Here is an 18,171-nt window from a genome sequence, read left to right as displayed (position 1 = left end):
GTACTACAACTATCCTGCCATTTCATCACTTGATGATCGACCAAACTCTACATCCTGACAATAATCGCTACTAATAATTGCGCTTTCCAAAGAAGTGTCGATATCGCCGTCACGCGGTGCGCAGAATCGCGAACGACAGTGACATCGGCTCCGCGCGCCGGACGCATCAGAGCGGCAATCAGCCGTTCAATGCATTAGCCGAGCAAGCGACGAGCATGCGTTTCGGCAGTAGCGACACGGCCGGTTCGAGAGATTGGGACGCCGCTGTTGCTTCGCTGTAAGAGATATTGGGCCTGCTTCCATGTCAGCATTGCTGAACGTAATCCCGTAAGCAGCCAGTCCGCTTACGGCCCACGATCGGACGAAGTTATCGACGGCACTTATGATGAAAATTTGGATGGGACGCGGGTCACATAGCTAAACGGTGCAACGTCCCGAACCGCCAATCGATCAAAGTACTCGGGAGCGAAATGCGTCTCTGCCAAGCTTCACCAGCTAAAAAGCCCTCTCGCATCGGGCCGACATCATTGATGGGAAGCAAATCAGACAACGCGGGCGGCCGTGGGCCAAGGCGCATTACTGTTGCGCCACGAACAGTCGTCGCATCGACCCGTCCATCGGGGAAACACAATCCCATATGCTCGCCCCATTGATCTTCAGACGCTTCAGCGTCGTCGATGTACAAGACTTGCGCGCGTAACAGCTCGGCAAGTAACATCGACCATGCCGGCCATCGCTTGAGGCATATTTCCATGACGAGTGCCCCAAGGCGGTCGCTCGCGCCGCAATCAAGGCGACAGGGATAATGAGCGATCGCCGCCGTGTCCGCGGAATCGCTGGCGAAGACGGCATCGCATCGCATGGCGGGGTTCCTTGCCTCGGACGCGTTTGCTGGGCCGTATCTGGCAGACCAGTTGCTGCTGCCGTTTGCACTGGCGGGCGGGGGCAGCTTCACGACGGTGAAGCCGAGCGACCATGCGCGGACGGCGGCGAGCATCATCGAGCGGTTTACCGGTCGGCAGTGGGTGTTCGAGCAGCAAGCGAACGGCTGTCATCTCGTTCGTCAGGCGAGAAACGATCCGGTAGCGTGACGGACTATGACGTCCAGCCACCGCCAAGCGCGCGGAACAGGTCGATCTGAGCGTCGGCGACGCGCGCGTCCTGTTCGGCGAGCGCGGCCTCGGTTTCCGCAAACGTACGCTCGGCGTCGAGCCACGCCAGCGAGTCCACCGCGCCTTCGCGTTGTTGCGCGCGCGTGATCGCGGCGGCCTTGGCGGCTTCGTCGCGCGCGGCCTTCAACGCGGTGCGGCGATCGAGCGCCTTGGCATAGACCGTCAGCGCCGTTTCGGTTTCTTCCAACGCGCTCAACACGGTGCCGTCGAACGTCGCGAGCGATGCCTGGGTGTCGGCCTTTGCCGCCGCGATCTTGGCGCGCGCGCCCTCCTGATTGGGGAACGCCCAGCTGATCAGCGGGCCGAGTAGCCAGCGCAAGGGACCCCCGCCGAACACGTCCCCGATATTAGGGCCGGTCGAGCCGATCGACGCGCCGAGCGAAATGTGCGGATAGAGGTCGGCGGTGGCGACGCCGATCCGCGCGGTGTCGGCGCCCAGGCGGCGTTCGGCCGCGCGCACGTCGGGACGGCGAGCGAGCAAGGCCTGGCCGTCGCCGACCGGGACCGGCTGGGTGACTTCGAGCCCGACGCTGCGCTCGGTCGCGACAGGTGGTAAATCGGCGGGCGGGCGGCCGGTCAGCGTCGCGAGGCGGAACAAGGCCGACTGACGATCGGCCTCGAGCGCGGGAATGTCGGCGGCGCGCTGCTGGCGGAGCGTGGCGATGCGCGACACATCGAGTTGCGTGACGAGGCCGGCGTCGTGGCGACGCTGCATCAGCAAAACCGAGCGGTCGAGCAGATCGACGATCTGATGCGCGACCTTCAGCCGCGCCGCGCCCGACGCGGCATCCGCATAGGCCCGCGTCGTGTCGGCGACGACCGCGATGCGCACCGCATCGGCATCGGCGGCGGCCGCGGCGGCATCGCCCCGCGCCGCCTCGATCCCCCGGCTGACGCGGCCGAACAGATCGACCTCGTACGAGACGCTGAGCCCGCCATCGATCGACCAATCTTCGCGGGGTGCGCCGGGCGCGCGCTGGCCCTCGGGCAAGCGGCCATAGGTCGCACCGGCGTTGATCCCGGTGGAGGGGGGGTCGATCGGACCGTGCACCGCGCAGATTGGCGCGCGCTTTCTCCAGCCGGGCGACCGCGACGCGGATGTCGGTGTTCGATTTGAGTGCGTCGGCGATCAGACCGTCGAGTACGGGGTCCTGGTATAGCCGCCACCAATTCTCCGCGACCGGGTCAGTCGAGAGCGCGGGCGAATTGGTCGAGACGAACGGCCCGGCCGCCGCCGGGGCCGGCGTCGGGGCGATATAGTTGGGGCCGACCGCGCAGGCGGCGAGCGTCAGCGCGGAGGCGGTGGCGAGAATGACACGAAGCATTTCGAAGGCTCCTTATTCGGCCGGCTGCAGCGCGCCCGGGAACGAGCCCGACGCGGCCGACCGGCTTCCGCGCAGCCGGGCGAGACGATCGCCCAGCGCGCGGCACACGACGTAGAAAGTGGGCGTGAACAGCAGCCCGAACGCGGTCACCCCGATCATCCCGAAGAACACTGCGGTGCCGAGCGCCTGGCGGAGTTCCGCGCCGGCGCCGCTTGCGATCAGCAACGGCACGGTGCCGAGGATGAAGGCGAAGCTGGTCATCAGGATCGGGCACAAGCGAGTCTGCGCCGCACGGATCGCGGCATCGACCGGGGACAGGCCGTCCTGCTCCTCACCCTGCTTAGCGAACTCGACGATCAGGATCGCGTTTTTCGCCGCCAGGGCAATCAGGACCACGAGCCCGATCTGCGTCAGCACGTTATTGTCCATGCCACGCAGGTTCACGCCTATCATCGCCGCCAACAGGCACATCGGGACGATCAGGATGATCGACAGCGGCAGGACGAGGCTCTCATACTGCGCCGCCAGCACCAGGAAGACGAACACCACGGCCAGCGCGAAGACGATCCCCGCGGTGCTGCCCGCCGCCTTCTGCTGATAGGCGATGCCGGTCCATTCGGTGCCGTAGTCGCTCGGCAAATTGGCGTCGGCGATCTGTTCCATCGTCTTGAGCGACTGGCCCGAGGAGAAACCGGGCGCGGTGTCGCCGTCGATCTCCACCGCCGGGAAAAGATTGTAGCGCGTGACGCGATACGGCCCGGTCTTGTCGCTGAACGTCGCGACCGATCCGATCGGCACCATCTCGCCCGAATTTGAGCGGGTCTTGAGGTTGGCGATGTCGGCCACCGTCGCGCGGAACGGCGCGTCGGCCTGCGCGGTCACGCGATAGGTTCGACCCAGCAGGTTGAAGTCGTTGACATAGGCCGAGCCGAGATAGACGCCCATCGCCTCGAATACGCGCTCCGGCGGGACGCCGAGCAGGTCGGCCTTGGCGCGGTCGATATCGGCGAACACGCGCGGCGTGCCTGTGTCGAAGAACGTGAAGACCTGCGCCAGGCCCGGGGTCTGGTTGGCCTTGCCGAGCAGTCCGAACGACTTCTGCGCGAGATCGTCGTAACCGTGGCCGCCACGGTCCTGCACGATCATGCGGTAGCCGCCGGCGGAGCCGATCCCCTGGATCAGCGGGGGCGGAATGATCATCAGCCGCGCCTCGTTGATGTCGCCGGTCGCCTTACGCGCCTCGTCCATGATCGACTGCAGCGTGACGCCCAGCTTTTCGCGCTCCTCGAAACTCTTGAGCGGGATGTAGGCGGCGGCCGAATTGGGGGCGAGCGTCTGCGACGGTCCGTCGAACCCGGCGAGCATCACCGCGCCCTTCACGCCCTTCAGCGGCAAGATACGATCGGCGACCTTGCGCATCACCGCGTCGGTGCGCTCGACCGAGGCGCCGGGCGGTAGCGAGATGACGGTCAGGAAATAGCCCTGGTCCTGCGCGGGGATGAACCCGCTCGGCGTCGCCATGAACAAGGCAGCAGTCGCGGCGATCAGGCCGCCATAGATCGCCATCATCCGCTTCGGCTTGGCGACCAGGGCGGCGGTCATCCGGGCATAGCCGTTGCTCAGCCGCTCGAACCCGTGGTTGAAGCGGTCGCCGGCGGCGAGCACGAGCCGGTGCAAGCGTCCGCCCACCTTTTCATCCTCCCGAGCGCGCAGCAGCAGGGCGGCGAGCGCGGGCGACAGGGTCAGCGAGAGCAAGAGCGAGATGACCGTCGCCGCGGTGATGGTGACGGCGAACTGCTTGTAGAACGCGCCCGACAGGCCGGTCAGGAACAGGGTCGGCACGAATACCGCGCACAGCACCAGCACGATCGCGACCAAAGCCGCCGACACTTCGTCCATCGACGTCCGCGCCGCCTCGAGCGGGCTCAGGCCGTGCTCTAGGTTGCGCTCGACATTCTCGACCACGACGATCGCGTCGTCGACGACGATGCCGATCGCCAGCACCAGCCCGAACAGCGACAGGTTGTTGAGACTGTAGCCAAGCGCCGCCAGCACCGCGAAGGTACCGATCAGCGACACCGGAATCGCGACCACTGGAATGATCGCGGCGCGCCACTTCTGCAGGAACACCAGGATCACGAGGACGACCAGCACGATCGCCTCGAACAACGTGTGCATCACCGCGTCGATCGACTGGCTGATGAACTCGGTCGGATTGTAGATGACGCGGTAGCCGAGCCCCTTGGGGAATTTCGTCGCCATCGCCTCCATCTCGGCGGAGACCTGTTTGGCCGCCGCGAGCGCGTTCGAGCCGGGGCGCTGGAACACGGCGAGGATGACGGTCGGCTTGCCCGAGATATACGTGTTGGAATTATAGTCCGATGCGCCGAGCTCGACCCGCGCGACGTCCGATACGCGCACCTGTCGTCCGCTGGCGTCGGTACGGATCACGATGTTGCCGAACTGTACAGGGTCGGTCAGGCGGCCCTGCGTCTCGACGTTGAACTGGAAGGCGTTGCCCTGCGCGTAAGGCGGCTGACCGAGCGAGCCGGCGGCGACCTGTACGTTCTGCGACTTGAGCGCTGCAACGATCTCGCCAGCGGTCAGATCGAGCGCCGCGGCGCGGTTGGGGTCGATCCACACGCGCATCGCATAGTCGCGATTGCCGAACAGCCGCACGTCGCCGACGCCGTCGATCCGGCTCAACCGATCGCGCACCTGGGTCAGCGCATAGTTCGACATATAGCCGCGATCGAGCGACCCGTTAGGAGACACCAGGTTCACCACCATCAGGAAGTCGGGCGAGGTCTTGCGCGTGACGACGCCGATTCGCTGCACCTCTTCCGGCAAGCGCGGTACGGCGACCGCGACGCGGTTCTGGACCAGCACCTGGGCGGCATCGAGGTCGGTGCCGATCTTGAACGTGACGGTGATCGTGACATTGCCGTCGCCGGTCGACTGGCTCGACTGGTAGAGCATGTTGTCGACGCCGTTGATCTCCTGCTCGATCGGCGCCGCCACGGTTTCCGCGACGGTCTCGGCCGAGGCGCCGGGATAGCTCGCGGTGACCGTGACGGTCGGCGGCACGATGTCGGGATATTGCGAGACCGGCAGGCCCCAATAGGCGATCGCGCCGACGATGGTGATCACCACCGCGATGACCGCGGCGAAGATCGGGCGCGAGATGAAGAAGCGCGACAGGCGCATGATTCCTGTTCCTCGAAATGAGAGGCGAAAGATTTTCCGGAATTCCACCGTTCGCCCTGAGCTTGTCGAAGGGCGTGCCAAGAACACGTGCTTCGACAAGCTCAGCACGAACGGATTGAGTGACTTTACTGCGCGAGCGTCGCCTGGCCCGGGGTGGGCGGTGCGATCGCGGGGGCGGGAGCCATCGCGGTCGGCTTGATGGTGCCGATCAGGATCTGCACCTTCGTCCCCGGCATCGCCATCTGCGTGCCGGTGATCACCACGCGGTCCGCCAGGGTCAGCCCACCGCGGATCACGCGCAGGCCATCCACGACCGGGCCGAGCTGGACCGGCTTGGCCGACACGGTACCGTCCTTGCCGACCACCAGCACGGTCTTGCGTGCCTGGTCGGTGACGATCGCGGTGTCCGGGACCATCAACGCGGCGGTCTTGCCGCCGCTGGCCAGTCGCATGTTGCCGAACATGCCGGGCGTCAGGAACAGCACCGGATTGCTCAGCACGGCGCGGCCACGGATCGTCCCCGACTTGGGGTCGAGCCCATTGTCGGTGAAGTCCAGGCTGCCCTTCCAGCGATAATCGCCTTCGTCCTGCAGGCGGATCTCGACCGGCGAGGCATTGCCCGCCCCGGCGCGCTTGGCCTTCAGGAAAAGCGCTTCCGACCCGTCGAAGCTGAAATAGATCGGGTCGAGCGCGTTGATCGTCGTGAGCAGGGTAGCGCCGGCGCCTTCGCCCGCCGCGACCAGATTGCCGACGTCGATCTTGCGGTCGGAAATGCGACCGCCGATCGGCGCGCGGACGACGGTGAATTCCATGTCGAGCGCCTTGGAGCGGACGCGCGCCTGGGCCGCGGCCAGCGCTGCCGACGCGGCCTGAACCTGCGCCTTCAGCCGATCGACCTCGCTTTTCGACACCGCGTCGACATCCACCAACTTGAGCGCGCGCTGGTAATTGGCGTTAGCCAGCGCGAGCTCGCTGCTCGCCGTCGCGATACCCGCACGGGCTTCGGCGAGCGCCGCAGCGTATGGGCGCGGATCGATGGTGAAGAGCGGCTGGCCGGCCTTGACGATCTGGCCGTCGGTGAAGTGGATCGCGACCACCGCGCCGGAAACGCGCGGGCGCACTTCGACGCTGCGGCTCGGTTCGAAGCGGCCGACATAATCGTCCCATTCGGTCACCTCGCGCTGGAGTGGGGTGGCGACGGTGACGGTCGGCGGCGGGGGCGCCGCCATCGCGGGATTGGGGCGCTGGAAGAGGCCGTAGCCGCCGGCCAGCACTACCAACGGGGCGACGACCCACATCGCCCGCCGCCACAGCGGCGAACGGGGCGGCGCCACCTCGACGGGTTGTGCTTCGGCCTCGTTGATAGGGGCGAGCATGTTCATTTGCGGAACCTCCGGGGGAGTGCCGCACGGACGGCGTTGATCCGCGCCAGCAGCAGGTCGTAATGATCGGGGGTGAAGCCGGCGGCGAGGAACAGACGGACTTCCGCGGGCGCGACGGCGTAACCGCGATACCAGCTGAGCACCGCCATCCGGCGCAGCGCTTCGAGCCGCCCGTCGGACAGCGCGGTCGCGACACGCCCGCCGAACATCCAGCGAAGCGCGCGGACGAACCGGCCGGTGGGACGGATCGACGAGAGCTTGTCGCCCTGCGCGATCTCGACCACCTGCCATTCGAGCGGGGTTAGGTCGGCGGGCTTGGTGAAGCTCCTGGGAGCGGCAACCGGACGGTCGAGCAGCAAGGCGCCGCCGGCGGCTGGGGCGAAATCGAGATAGGCCATGGCCATTTCCTCCTTGTTCTTGGGGCCGGCGCGGGGGCATGCGCCGGCCCATTCCCGGCGGCGGGGGTCCGCCGGGCTGGTTGTTCGTCAGACGTGAGCATCCCCGATCCGGCATCGCTGAAAGCGACGCCCGGCAGGGGCACGATAGTGTACGCTAACTTCAGATCAGGAAGGTGTCCGCGCTTGGCCGTTCATCGGCTCTTCTGCGCGCGGGCGGCGATCTCTGTTCTATACCATGCAGTATAGAAAGCCGATCGGGATGGTTCAACCTTTATTTTTATACCGACCGATATTTTTATTCGGCTGGCCGCAAAAATGGCGGCCTATTTGCTCGGCCAGACCGCGAGGCTGGTATCGACGAGCCGCTGCAATTCCTCGCGGGTCGCACCGGCGCCGGCCTGGACCGCCATGCCTTGCAGCAGGGCAGTCAGATATTTGGTGATGCCGTCGGCATCGACGGGGCCGTAGAAGTCGCCGTCGGCGATCGCTTGCTCCATCCGCTCGATCAACGCCGCATGCGCGACCTTGCCGCGTTCGAGCACGTCCTGACGGATCGATTCGGCCTCGGCGCCGCACGCGACCGAACTGATCACGCCGAGACAACCGTGCGGCTCGGACGTGCCGGTCTGGTTGGCGAGCGCCCCTTCGAGCAGATGCTGCGCAACGCCGCGCGCGGTCCGCGCCTTCAACGCCTCGCCGATATAGCTCAGCTTTTCGCGCTGGTAGAGGTCGAGCGCCTTCTTGAACAACTCTTCCTTGTTGCCGAACGCGGCATAGAGGCTCGGGCGAGTAACGCCCATCGCCTCTGTGAGGTCGGTCATCGACGCACCCTCATACCCCTTGCTCCAGAACACGCGCAGAGCGGCGACCAGCGCCTGATCGACGCAGAATTCGCGAGGGCGACCCCGAAGGACGGCAGTTTCCATAACGGACGGTATATAATGTACGAGTCCGCGTTCGTCTAGACCGCGCCGGAAATTCTCGACGCACCGCGTTGGAAGAAGCGGCCCCGGACCGATTTGGTCCGGGGCCTGCCCGTCACGCCGCCAATCGGGAAAGCGGTCCGGCGCCGCCGAGCACGGTGACGTCGTTGTCCGCCGACCGGCGTCGCGCGAGCCAGTCGCGCATCAGTTCGGCGCAGGTATGGTCGACGGCCGCGAGTTGCGTCCCGTCGATCACCACCGGCTTGCCCGCCGGCACGCGATCGAGCGCGTCGCTCAGCTTGGGCAGCTGGACGAACGTCGCCGCGCCCGACAGGCGAATCGCGGTGCCGTGATCGCCGTCGTCATGCTCGACCCCGAGCTTGAGGCGGCGGACATGCGGGATCACCTCGATCAGCGACAGGCCGATCCCGACCAGCACGCCGGACAGCAAGTCCTCGGCCACGACGACCACCAGGGTCGCCGCCCAGATCACGGCGGGAAGGACACCGTGATGCCGGAACAGCTCGCGCACGTGGCCGAAGTTGACGAGCTTCCACCCGGTCACCACCAGCACCGCGCCGAGTGCGGCCATCGGAATCTCGCGCAGCAGCCAGGGCAGCAGCGCGACGAATCCCAAAATCCAGATACCGTGCAGCATCGCCGATAGCCGCGTCACCGCGCCCGCCTGGACGTTGGCGGAACTGCGCACGATGACGCCGGTCATAGGTAGCGCGCCCGCGGCACCGCACAGCAGATTGCCGACGCCCTGTGCGCGCAGCTCCTTGTTGTAATCGGTGCGGACGCCGACGTGCATCTTGTCGACCGCCGCGGCCGAGAGCAGCGTCTCGGCGGTGGCGATGAATGCGATGGCGAGCGCCGCGAGCAGGATCGACGGATCGAGCCATTTCGCGAAGAGCGACGCATCGGGGATCGCGACCGCGCTCGCGATCGATTCGGGCACGTTGACGCGCGTCACGTCGAGCCCGGCAAAGTACGCCACCAGGGTCGCCGCGACGACGCCGAGCAACGCGCTCGGCACCAGCTTGAGCGCTTTGGGGCGGAACTTGTCCCAAGCGATCATGATCCCGATCGTCAGCAACGCGATGGCGAGCGCGAGTTCGGTCGCGGTCGCGTTGGTCGGGTCGAGACCCAGCAGCCGCCCCGGCATCGCGGTGAGATTGTCGAGCCCGCTCGATAGCGGCTTGGCGTCGAACAGGACGTGGAACTGGCCGACGACGATCAGCACGCCGATGCCGGCGAGCATGCCGTGAACCACCGCGGGGGAGATCGCGCGGAACCAGCCGCCGAGCTTGCAGATGCCGGCGACGACCTGAATCGCGCCCGCCAGGATCAGGATCGGCCCGAGCGCGGAGAGGCCTTGGTCGCGGACGAGTTCGAACACGATGACCGCGAGACCCGCGGCGGGTCCGCTGACCTGCAGCGGCGATCCCGCGAGCGCGCCGACGACGATGCCGCCGATGATGCCGGTGATCAGGCCCTTTTCGGGCGGCACGCCGGACGCGATCGCGATGCCCATGCAAAGCGGCATCGCGACCAGGAAAACGACGATCGACGCGGTGAAATCGCGGGCCAGGAAGCCGCCCGCGGGCTTGGCAATGCTCACTCGGCCGCCTCCACGAACGGCTCGTCCATCGCCAGGCGTTGCGCTGCGGCGAGCGCGACGGGCAGCGGCTGATCGTCGCGGATCGGCAAGAAGCGTCCGGTCGCGCCGTCGAGACCGAGCATCTGGCCGGCATGGATATCGACGAACCAGCCGTGCAGCGAAATCTCGCCGCGCGCGATGCCGGCGGCGACCGACGGGTGCGTGCGCAAATGCGCGAGCTGGACGACGACATTTTCCAGGCTGGCGGCGCGGACCTTGTCGTTCTTGTCGAGCGGGCCGTAGCCGGCGCGCACGACGCATTCGGCGGCATGGCTATGACGCAGCCACGCGGCGACGTTGGGCATGCCTTCCAGCATTTCGGGGTTCATCAGCGCCTTCATCGCGCCGCAGTCCGAATGGCCACACACGATGATGTCGCGCACGCCGAGCGCCGCGACGGCATATTCGACCGTCGACGACACGCCGCCATTCTGCGTCGCGAACGGCGGCACGATGTTACCCGCGTTGCGGCACACGAACAGGTCGCCGGGATCGGCCTGCATGATCAGTTCGGGCACGACCCGGCTGTCGGCGCATGAGATCATCAGCGCCTTGGGGCGCTGCCCGTGCTCCGTGAGCTTGGCGTACAGGCCCTTGCTGCTGGGGAAAACGCGCTTCTCGAAATCGAACACGCGGCCGATCAGGTCGTTCACTTCACTGCTCCTCTTCGGATGACCCGCGAGCAAATAGCGACTCGAATTTTCCGTCGTGCGGCGCGCGTGTAAGAAAATGTTGCCGTCAGGCGCGGGGCAGGACGATCCGGGCGCTGAGGCCGCCCGACGGCGCGGAGTCGAGTTCGAGCCGCCCATCATGGACCGCCGCGACGCGCTGGACGATCGCGAGGCCGAGCCCGAACCCTTGCGTGTCGCGGCTGCGCGCGGGATCGAGGCGGACGAACGGTTCGAGAGCCCGGTCGCGCTGGTCGGGTGGGATGCCGGGGCCGTCATCCTCGACCGCGATCGTCACGGTGTCGCCGCTCACATCGAGCCGGACATCGACGCGCTTGCCGTAGTGGCGCGCATTGTCGATCAAATTGGTCAGCGCGCGCTTGAGCGCCACGCGGCGCACCGCGAGTTCGCAATGATCCGGGCCGTGATATTTAGCCTTGCCGCCATGGTCGCGGACGTCATCGACCAAGGTCGCGCACATCACCGCGAGATCGGTCGGCGCGGGCGTTTCGGCATCCGCCTCGTCCTCACCCGAGAGATAGGCGAGCAGCGAGGTCACCATCTGGTTCATCTCGATCACGTCGTGCTGGATCGAATCTCGCAGATCGTCGTCGTCGATCGCGTCGGCACGCAGCCGCAACCGCGCGAGCGGGGTGCGGAAATCGTGCCCGACCGCGGCGAGTGCCTGCGTCCTATCGCCGATCAGGCGGTGGATCCGCGCCTGCATCGCGTTGAACGCGACCACCACGTCGCGCACTTCGCTGGGGCCGCGTTCGGGGACCGACTTGACCTCGACCGCGCCATGCCCGACGCGGTCGGCGGCGCGCGCGAGGTCGCGCATCGGGCGCAGCGTCTGACGCAGCAACAGCCCGCCGATCAGGATCAGCGCGACCGCCGGGGTCAACGCAAGCAGGATACGGCTGACCGCCATGTCGAGCGCGGCGACCGGCTGGCGGGTGCGGAACGTGATCCAGCTGCCGTCGGTCAGCCGCAGCGCGCCGGCAATGAATCCGTCGCGCCCCGGGGAGGTCAGCGATACCCGCAAGTCGCGGCGCGCCAGATCGGGCTCCCACGTGATGATCTGCCGCGTCAGCCGGTCGAGCGACGGCGATACGGTCGGCGGCTTGGGCAATGTCGCGCGCCAGGCGATCGCGTAGCGCGTCGTGGTCAGTTCGGCTGCTTCCTCTGGCCGATGCAGCGATTCTTCCTCTTCGATCAGCTTGCTCGCGATCACCAGATGCTCGGCGAGCCGATGCGCTTCGTCCTGCCGCACCGAGAATTGGCTGGCGCGCTCGTACAGGAACGTGCTGGCCGCATACTCGACCAGCACCGCGAGCAGCAGAATCGCGAAGACTCGCCCGATCAGGCCGAGCGCGAAGTGCGGCACCAGCCTCAACGGCGCTCGACGGGCGCGTTGAGCATATAGCCCACACCGCGCACCGTGATGATCGGCGCCGGGTTGCCTGTGCTCGACAGCTTGCGGCGGAGCCGGCTGATCAGCACATCGATGCTGCGATCGGAACTGTCGCCGAGGCGCGTCCGCGACAGTTCGATCAACCGCTCGCGCGCGATGACGCGCTGGGCGTTGTCGCACAGACTCACCAGCAGATCGAACTCGGCACCGGTCAGCTCGACCGCGGCGCCGGTCGGCGACATCAACTCGCGGCGGGGGAGGTTGACCGTCCAGCGATTGAATTCGAGCTCGCCTTTCTCGCGATCGGCCGGCGCGCGTTCCACGGTATGACGGCGCAGCACCGCGCGGACGCGGGCGACCAGCTCGCGCGTCCCGAACGGCTTCGCGAGGTAATCGTCGGCGCCGAGCTCGAGCCCGATCACGCGATCGGTCTCGCTGCCCTTGGCCGAGATGAAGATGATCGGCACGTCGCTGATCCGCCGCAATTCGCGGCACAGGTCGATTCCGCTCGTGCCGGGCAGCATGATGTCGAGCAATACGAGATCGACCGGTCCCTGCTCGAACGCGCGCCACATTTCGGGGGCGGTGGCCGCGACGCGGACGGCATAGCCGTTTTCCTGGAGCGCGCGGGCGGTCAGGGTGCGGAGCGGCGGATCGTCTTCGACAAGAATGATATTGGGAGCGGTCATCGCGATGCGAGCTAGGCGCGGCGCTGCGGCACCTCAACCCCGACGGGTGTTTCAGCAACGATTTGTCACACTCGCCGCAATGCTTCGTCACACAACGGCAAGGATCGCGCGCGCGCCCGCCGCTAGCCGCTTCGGCCGACGAATGATGGAGCAGACCCCATGAAACCGATGCCGATCCTCATCGCCCTGGCGTTGATTCAACCCGTGGCGGCCAGCGCCCAGTCCGTTAGCGATACGCACGTCTTGGTGTGGCATCCGACCGGGAAGACCCCGACCGCCACGTATCGTCCGCGCGACGAGTCGCCTTGCGCCAAACGGTTCAAGAAGGATCGTCCGGGCAAGGAACTGGACCGGCACGAACCGCGCTGCCCCGTTGCGCGGACACCTTGGGCCAAGGTGCCCGCCAACTAGGCCGTCGCTACAGGCCGAACACGGCCTTCGGCACATGGGTGATGCGGCACGCGAGGTCCGCTTCGCCCGACGCGACGACATAATGATCGCCGCCATCGGCGATGCCGGTCGTAAAGACGACGTCGTGGAGGTACATCTGATGCTCGATCGGCGCGGTCAGCGTGGGGCTGGCCTCGAGCACCGGCGCATGATGCGTGCGCACGACCTTGCTGGGATCGTCGCGGTCGAGGATCGACCAATAGGTGCGATAGATGCCGACGATTTCCTTGGGTTCGACGCCGTGCCACAGGCTCAGCCAGCCGTCGTCGGTTAGGATCGGCGGCGTGCCGCCGCCCATCCGCGCGGTGGCGACCGTCGCGCTGTGCGGGCGGATGCCGGGCTCGCGATACGGTTTCCAGTGATGGCCGTCGGGCGAGGTCGCGAGGTTGATCGCCGGACCGGCGCGCCACTCGCTGCCGGGCGGGTAGGCGAAATAAAGGTCGCCGAGGGGCCGAGTCTGCGCCCAGTAACGGTCGCCGATCAGTCCTTCGAAGATCAGCATGTCCTTGTTCTGGTGATCGAGCACGATGTCCTCGAACGTCCAGTCGAGCCCGTTGGCGGAACTGTACAACGTCGTCGAATGGCGCTCCGGACTGACCGAACAGGTCGTCATCAAGTAGCGATCGCCGACCTTGCTGATCCGCGCGTCCTCGATGCCGTAGCATTGGAAGCTGGCGGACGGCGCGACCGCCTTGTCGTAATGAATTGCGACGCGATCCAGCCCGTCGGGCGACAATTCGACCGGCAGCAGCCATGACAGTGACGTCAGCGCCATCACGCGCCAGCCGCTGCCATGCACCATGAACTTGCGTGGATCCGACGTGTCGACTTGCGCGAGCGGCCAGGGATCGAGGACGTACCGCCCGCCGTCCCAGCGGATCGAGCGAACGTGGCCGTCGCGGACGGGCTGCCGCAGCGCCTCGGCCACCCGCACCATCATCAGTAGATTGCCGTTGGCGAGCCGCGTCAGTCCGGGGTTGAACGCGCCCAGCACGTACGTGTCCTCGCCGATATGTCCCGCCAGCGGCGAGCGGGCGAGATCGACATCGTCGGGACGAAAGACCAGGCGATCGATCGGATACGTCATGCATTGCCCCTGCTCACCATGTCCGGGCCGAACGCACGTTCGCGCCTTCGAGTTGCCGGGCGCACAGCGATACTTCCTCCCAGCACAGCGGACTGCCTACCGCGATGCCGATCGACCTGCCTAGTGTTCGCACCGAGAGGAAGGCGGACATGGCCGAGATTAACGATGCGCGGCGCCCCGATCGCCGGTCGGTCGTGGGGGGCTGATGTTGGCGGCGACGCCGGTCGGCGCGACCGCGGCGGGCCGCGTCGCGCGGCCGATCGCCGCCGACACCCGGTTCGAGCGGCGTGCCGGCGCGCGGCCGATCATCGCCGCCGATCCGAACGCGACCTTCTTCTGCCCGATGCGCCAGGCGCCGGTGAAGTGGCGCGCGCTGCACGCCTTCAACCCAGCAGCGGCCGTCCATGACGGTGCGGTATGGCTGCTGTTTCGCGCCGAGGACGATAGCGGCGCGATGGCGATCGGCGGGCATACCTCGCGCATCGGGCTGGCGCGGAGCAGCGACGGGGTGAATTTCCAGGTGCTGCCGTCGCCGGTCATCTACCCCGACAATGATGCCCAGCGCGATGCCGAGTGGGACGGCGGATGCGAGGATCCGCGGCTCGCGATGCGCGAAGATGGACTGTTCGTCTGCACCTACAGCCAGTTCAACCGGAAGGCGGTCTATCTCGGCGTCGCGACGTCGCGCGACATGGTGTTCTGGGAAAAGCACGGGGTCGCGTTCGCCGGGTCGCGGTACGAAAAGATGATGATGAAATCCGCCGCGATCGTGCAGCGACTGGCCGGCGATCGCCTGGTCGCGGCGAAGATCGGCGGTCGCTACTGGATGCTGTTCGGCCAGGGCAACATCTACGCCGCGCATTCGCCCGACATGATCCGCTGGACCCCGGTCGAAAGCGCGCCGGGCAAGCTGAAGATCGTCATGGCGCCGCGTCCGGGCAAGTTCGACAGCGGGCTGGCAGAGGCGGGGCCGTCGCCTATCCTGACGCCGCGCGGAATAGTGATGCTCTATAACGGCCGCAACGCGAAGACGGGGGGTGATCCGACGCGGCCCCCGCTTGAATATGCCGCGGGCCGCGCGTTGCTCGATCCGCGCGATCCGACGCGGGTGCTCGAGCGCGCCGAAACGCCTTTCTTCGCCCCCGAGCTCGCCTGGGAGAAGACCGGGCAGTACGCGCAGGGGACAACCTTCATCGAAGGGCTCGTCCATTTCGGCGGGCAGTGGTTGCTATATTACGGGTCGGCCGACAGCGTCGTCGGCGTCGCGGCGTCGTCCAGCCTCTCCCTCTGATCGACACAAACCGCATAGCGAGGATTCCGATCGGCATAGCGGCACATCTCGACAGCTTGATCCTACCTGATAGGTCGGCGTCAGCTACCTGATAGGTCAAGCCCGGATCGAAGCGGGCAATGGGAGAGGATCGATAATGTCGTTCAACAATAACAGCCGTATCGCGTTGCTGGCCGGTGCCGCGTTTGTCGCTTTCATGGCGACCGCCGCACATGCGCAATCCGCCCCGGCGCCCGTCGCGGCTGCCGACGGTCAGACCGGTGGTGCCGACGCCACGGCTGCCGACGACCAGTCGATGCCCGACATCATCGTCACCGCGACCAAGAGCAATGAACGTCTGAAGGACGTGCCGGCGTCGATCTCGGTCGTCACCGCGACCGACATGACCAAAGGCGGCATCACGCGCTTCGCCGATTATGCGGCGCGCATCCCGGGCCTCAGCTTCACCTCCGGCCGCACCGGCAACACGCAGGTCACGCTGCGCGGCATCACCACCGGTTCGTCGCAGCCGGGTTCGACCACCGCTTTCTACGTCGATGAAGCCCCGGTCGGGTCGGTCAACGCCTATACCGGCGGCAACGGCATCACGCCCGATCTCGACCCGTCCGACCTCGCGCAGATCGAAGTGCTGAAGGGCCCGCAGGGCACGCTGTACGGCGCCGGCGCGGTGGGCGGCCTGCTCAAGTTCACCACCGTCGAGCCGAACCTCAGCACGATCGAGGGCAGCGCGTCGGCCGGCGTCAATACGGTCGCGAAGGGCGATGTCGGCTATTCGGCGCGCGGGATGTTCAACCTTCCGCTGGTCACCGACCGGCTCGGGCTGCACGTGTCGGGCTTCTACCGCCGCGACGCGGGGTATATCGACAACGTCAACCCGGTGATCGGCGGCAAGGACGCCAACGACGCCAAGATCCGCGGCGGCCGCGCGGTGCTGTCGATGAAGTTCACGCCCGAACTGCGGCTCGATCTGTCGGCGACGCTGCAGGACACCACGACCGGAGCGGCGAACATCGTCGATGTCGATTCGGTCACGCTCAAGCCGATCTACGGCGATCTGAAGCAGAATCGCTTCGCGCAGGAAACGGGCCGCGTCCGTCTGCGCCTCTACAACGCGACGTGGCGCGCCGATCTCGGCAAGGTCAACATCGTCTCGTCGACCACCTATCAGCGCATCTTCTCGGGCGAGCGGACCGACGCTTCGCGCACCTTCGGCGCCGCTTTCGCCGGGCTGTCGGGCATTGCCGACCTCGGCGCCGCGCTCAACACGTACAAGCATTCGGACCGCTGGTCAGAGGAAGCGCGCGTGACCGCCAACGACCTTGCGGGCGGCATCCTCGACGTTCAGGCCGGCTTCTACTGGACGTACGAAGGCGACAAGAACCGGATCAACAACGCCGATCTGTTCCACACCGCGACCGGCGTCGGAATCCCGTCCATCTCCGTCCCGGCCTATGCGCTATTCGGCATCCCGACGACCTCGCCCTACGGCCTGGTCTTCGCGAAGATCGATTCGTCCTATCAGGAGTTTTCGGGCTTCGGTAATATCCGGCTCCACTTCGGGCAGAAGTTCGATATCCTCGGCGGCGTCCGCTATGCGCACGACAAGCAGAAATACAGCCAGGACTATGAAGGCCTGCTGATCCCCGCGATCACCGGCTTCGCGTTCCGCCAGCTGGTTGCGGTCGGGGCCGAAAAGGCCAACGTCGCCACGTGGCTGGTGTCGCCGCGCTTCAAGATTTCGGACGATTTCATGATCTACGGTCGCGCCGCCAGTGGCTATCGCCCGGGCGGTCCGAACCCCGCGCCGCCGTCGGGTGGCGTGCCGCTGACCTTCCAGCCCGACCGCCTGATCCAGTACGAGGTCGGCTTCAAGGCATCGGCGATGAACAAGCTGCTCTCGGTCGATGCGGCGTTGTTCTACACCGACTGGAACAACATCCAGGTCCAGACTAGCGCGGGCGGGTTCAACTTCATCGTGAACGGCGGCAAGGCGCGCAGCCAGGGCGGCGAAGTGACGATCCGCTTGCAGCCGGCGACGGGGCTCAGCTTCGGGCTGAACGCGGCGTACACCGATGCCAAGCTGACGTCCGATGCGCCGCGCGCCAAGGGTATCAACGGCGATCGCCTGCCCTACGTGCCGCGTCTGTCGGGGTCATTCACTGCGGACTACAGCGCGACGCTGTCGGGCTCGACCAAGCTGAACCTGGGCGCTGCGCTGAATTACACGGGCAACCGCATCAGCGACTATAGCGGCAACTTCCCGAAGCATCTGCCGGCCTATGCGACGGTCGATCTGCGCGCGGGGTTGGACTTCGGCAGCTTCAACCTGTCGGCTTTCGCCCGCAACCTGACCGACAAGCGCGCGATCGTGGTGGTCGGGACCGAGCTGCTGGCGACCAACAACACTGCCGGGTCGCCTTATGCCGCCGGCGTACTGACGCCGCGCACGATCGGCCTCGAAGCCTCGGTCAAGTTCTGATCGCGGCGGCGGGAAAGAGGATC

At 66.6% G+C, this 18,171-nt stretch carries 13 protein-coding genes and 1 pseudogene; 4 read left to right on the top strand and 10 right to left on the bottom strand.

Annotated elements, in window-relative coordinates:
- Window positions 1-821 precede the first annotated feature (821 nt).
- A complete protein-coding gene (locus FPZ24_RS15155) occupies window positions 822-1,091 on the top strand; it encodes an RNA 3'-terminal phosphate cyclase (RefSeq protein ID WP_240047506.1) in 270 nt (89 codons plus the stop codon).
- A gap of 4 nt (window positions 1,092-1,095) precedes the next feature.
- Here FPZ24_RS15155 and FPZ24_RS15150 read toward each other — a convergent pair.
- The 9 genes and pseudogenes from FPZ24_RS15150 to FPZ24_RS15110 all read right to left on the bottom strand — a co-directional run bounded on the left by FPZ24_RS15150 (window position 1,096) and on the right by FPZ24_RS15110 (window position 12,841).
- A pseudogene (locus tag FPZ24_RS15150) lies at window positions 1,096-2,497 on the bottom strand (efflux transporter outer membrane subunit).
- A 12-nt stretch (window positions 2,498-2,509) separates the two neighbouring features.
- Entirely contained in the window at window positions 2,510-5,704 is a 3,195-nt protein-coding gene (locus FPZ24_RS15145; RefSeq protein WP_146573364.1) for an efflux RND transporter permease subunit, read from the bottom strand.
- 125 nt (window positions 5,705-5,829) lie between these two features.
- Window positions 5,830-7,086: an efflux RND transporter periplasmic adaptor subunit gene (locus FPZ24_RS15140; protein ID WP_146573362.1), complete on the bottom strand. Its 1,257-nt coding sequence runs from the start codon at window positions 7,084-7,086 to the stop codon at window positions 5,830-5,832.
- Window positions 7,083-7,484 carry a hypothetical protein gene (locus FPZ24_RS15135; RefSeq protein ID WP_146573360.1) on the bottom strand — a complete coding sequence of 134 codons (402 nt, stop codon included), beginning with the start codon at window positions 7,482-7,484 and terminating at the stop codon, window positions 7,083-7,085. The genes FPZ24_RS15140 and FPZ24_RS15135 overlap by 4 nt, the downstream gene beginning before the upstream one ends.
- A gap of 323 nt (window positions 7,485-7,807) precedes the next feature.
- Entirely contained in the window at window positions 7,808-8,410 is a 603-nt protein-coding gene (locus FPZ24_RS15130) for a TetR/AcrR family transcriptional regulator (RefSeq protein WP_146573358.1), read from the bottom strand.
- 112 nt (window positions 8,411-8,522) lie between these two features.
- Window positions 8,523-10,025, bottom strand: coding sequence for a SulP family inorganic anion transporter (locus tag FPZ24_RS15125; protein WP_420853410.1), 1,503 nt, complete (start codon window positions 10,023-10,025; stop codon window positions 8,523-8,525).
- A 2-nt stretch (window positions 10,026-10,027) separates the two neighbouring features.
- Entirely contained in the window at window positions 10,028-10,723 is a 696-nt protein-coding gene (locus FPZ24_RS15120; RefSeq protein ID WP_146573356.1) for a carbonic anhydrase, read from the bottom strand.
- Between the two features lie 85 nt (window positions 10,724-10,808).
- On the bottom strand, window positions 10,809-12,125 hold the full coding sequence (locus tag FPZ24_RS15115; protein ID WP_338061680.1) for an ATP-binding protein: 1,317 nt from the start codon (window positions 12,123-12,125) through the stop codon (window positions 10,809-10,811).
- Between the two features lie 5 nt (window positions 12,126-12,130).
- Window positions 12,131-12,841 (bottom strand): response regulator, encoded by a 711-nt coding sequence (locus FPZ24_RS15110; RefSeq protein WP_146573352.1) that lies wholly within the window; start codon window positions 12,839-12,841, stop codon window positions 12,131-12,133.
- 159 nt (window positions 12,842-13,000) lie between these two features.
- On the opposite strand from FPZ24_RS15110, the gene FPZ24_RS15105 reads away from it, so the two are divergent.
- Window positions 13,001-13,252 (top strand): hypothetical protein, encoded by a 252-nt coding sequence (locus FPZ24_RS15105; protein WP_146573350.1) that lies wholly within the window; start codon window positions 13,001-13,003, stop codon window positions 13,250-13,252.
- 7 nt (window positions 13,253-13,259) lie between these two features.
- Here FPZ24_RS15105 and FPZ24_RS15100 read toward each other — a convergent pair whose 3' ends face one another.
- On the bottom strand, window positions 13,260-14,378 hold the full coding sequence (locus FPZ24_RS15100) for a glycoside hydrolase family 130 protein (protein WP_146573348.1): 1,119 nt from the start codon (window positions 14,376-14,378) through the stop codon (window positions 13,260-13,262).
- Between the two features lie 205 nt (window positions 14,379-14,583).
- On the opposite strand from FPZ24_RS15100, the gene FPZ24_RS15095 reads away from it, so the two are divergent.
- Entirely contained in the window at window positions 14,584-15,669 is a 1,086-nt protein-coding gene (locus tag FPZ24_RS15095) for a glycoside hydrolase family 130 protein (protein WP_146573347.1), read from the top strand.
- A 136-nt stretch (window positions 15,670-15,805) separates the two neighbouring features.
- The gene (locus tag FPZ24_RS15090) at window positions 15,806-18,148 is read left to right on the top strand and encodes a TonB-dependent receptor (protein WP_146573345.1); all 2,343 of its coding nucleotides are present in this window, start codon (window positions 15,806-15,808) and stop codon (window positions 18,146-18,148) included.
- The last annotated feature ends 23 nt before the right edge of the window (window positions 18,149-18,171 follow it).

Origin of the sequence: Sphingomonas panacisoli (assembly GCF_007859635.1) — a bacterium.
In the GTDB taxonomy this organism is placed as follows: Bacteria; Pseudomonadota; Alphaproteobacteria; order Sphingomonadales; family Sphingomonadaceae; genus Sphingomonas; species Sphingomonas panacisoli.
The sequence above is the reverse complement of the archived record's forward strand: the minus strand, read 5'-3'. Positions and strand labels throughout refer to the sequence as shown.

Excerpts from the sequence above, each read along its gene's own strand:
- FPZ24_RS15140 (WP_146573362.1), bottom strand. The coding sequence starts at position 7,086 with ATGAACATGCTCGCCCCTATCAACGAGGCCGAAGCACAACCCGTCGAG.
- FPZ24_RS15100 (WP_146573348.1), bottom strand. The coding sequence starts at position 14,378 with ATGACGTATCCGATCGATCGCCTGGTCTTTCGTCCCGACGATGTCGAT.
- FPZ24_RS15130 (WP_146573358.1), bottom strand. The coding sequence starts at position 8,410 with ATGGAAACTGCCGTCCTTCGGGGTCGCCCTCGCGAATTCTGCGTCGAT.
- FPZ24_RS15145 (WP_146573364.1), bottom strand. The coding sequence starts at position 5,704 with ATGCGCCTGTCGCGCTTCTTCATCTCGCGCCCGATCTTCGCCGCGGTC.
- FPZ24_RS15090 (WP_146573345.1), top strand. The coding sequence starts at position 15,806 with ATGTCGTTCAACAATAACAGCCGTATCGCGTTGCTGGCCGGTGCCGCG.
- FPZ24_RS15105 (WP_146573350.1), top strand. The coding sequence starts at position 13,001 with ATGAAACCGATGCCGATCCTCATCGCCCTGGCGTTGATTCAACCCGTG.
- FPZ24_RS15135 (WP_146573360.1), bottom strand. The coding sequence starts at position 7,484 with ATGGCCTATCTCGATTTCGCCCCAGCCGCCGGCGGCGCCTTGCTGCTC.
- FPZ24_RS15110 (WP_146573352.1), bottom strand. The coding sequence starts at position 12,841 with ATGACCGCTCCCAATATCATTCTTGTCGAAGACGATCCGCCGCTCCGC.
- FPZ24_RS15095 (WP_146573347.1), top strand. The coding sequence starts at position 14,584 with ATGTTGGCGGCGACGCCGGTCGGCGCGACCGCGGCGGGCCGCGTCGCG.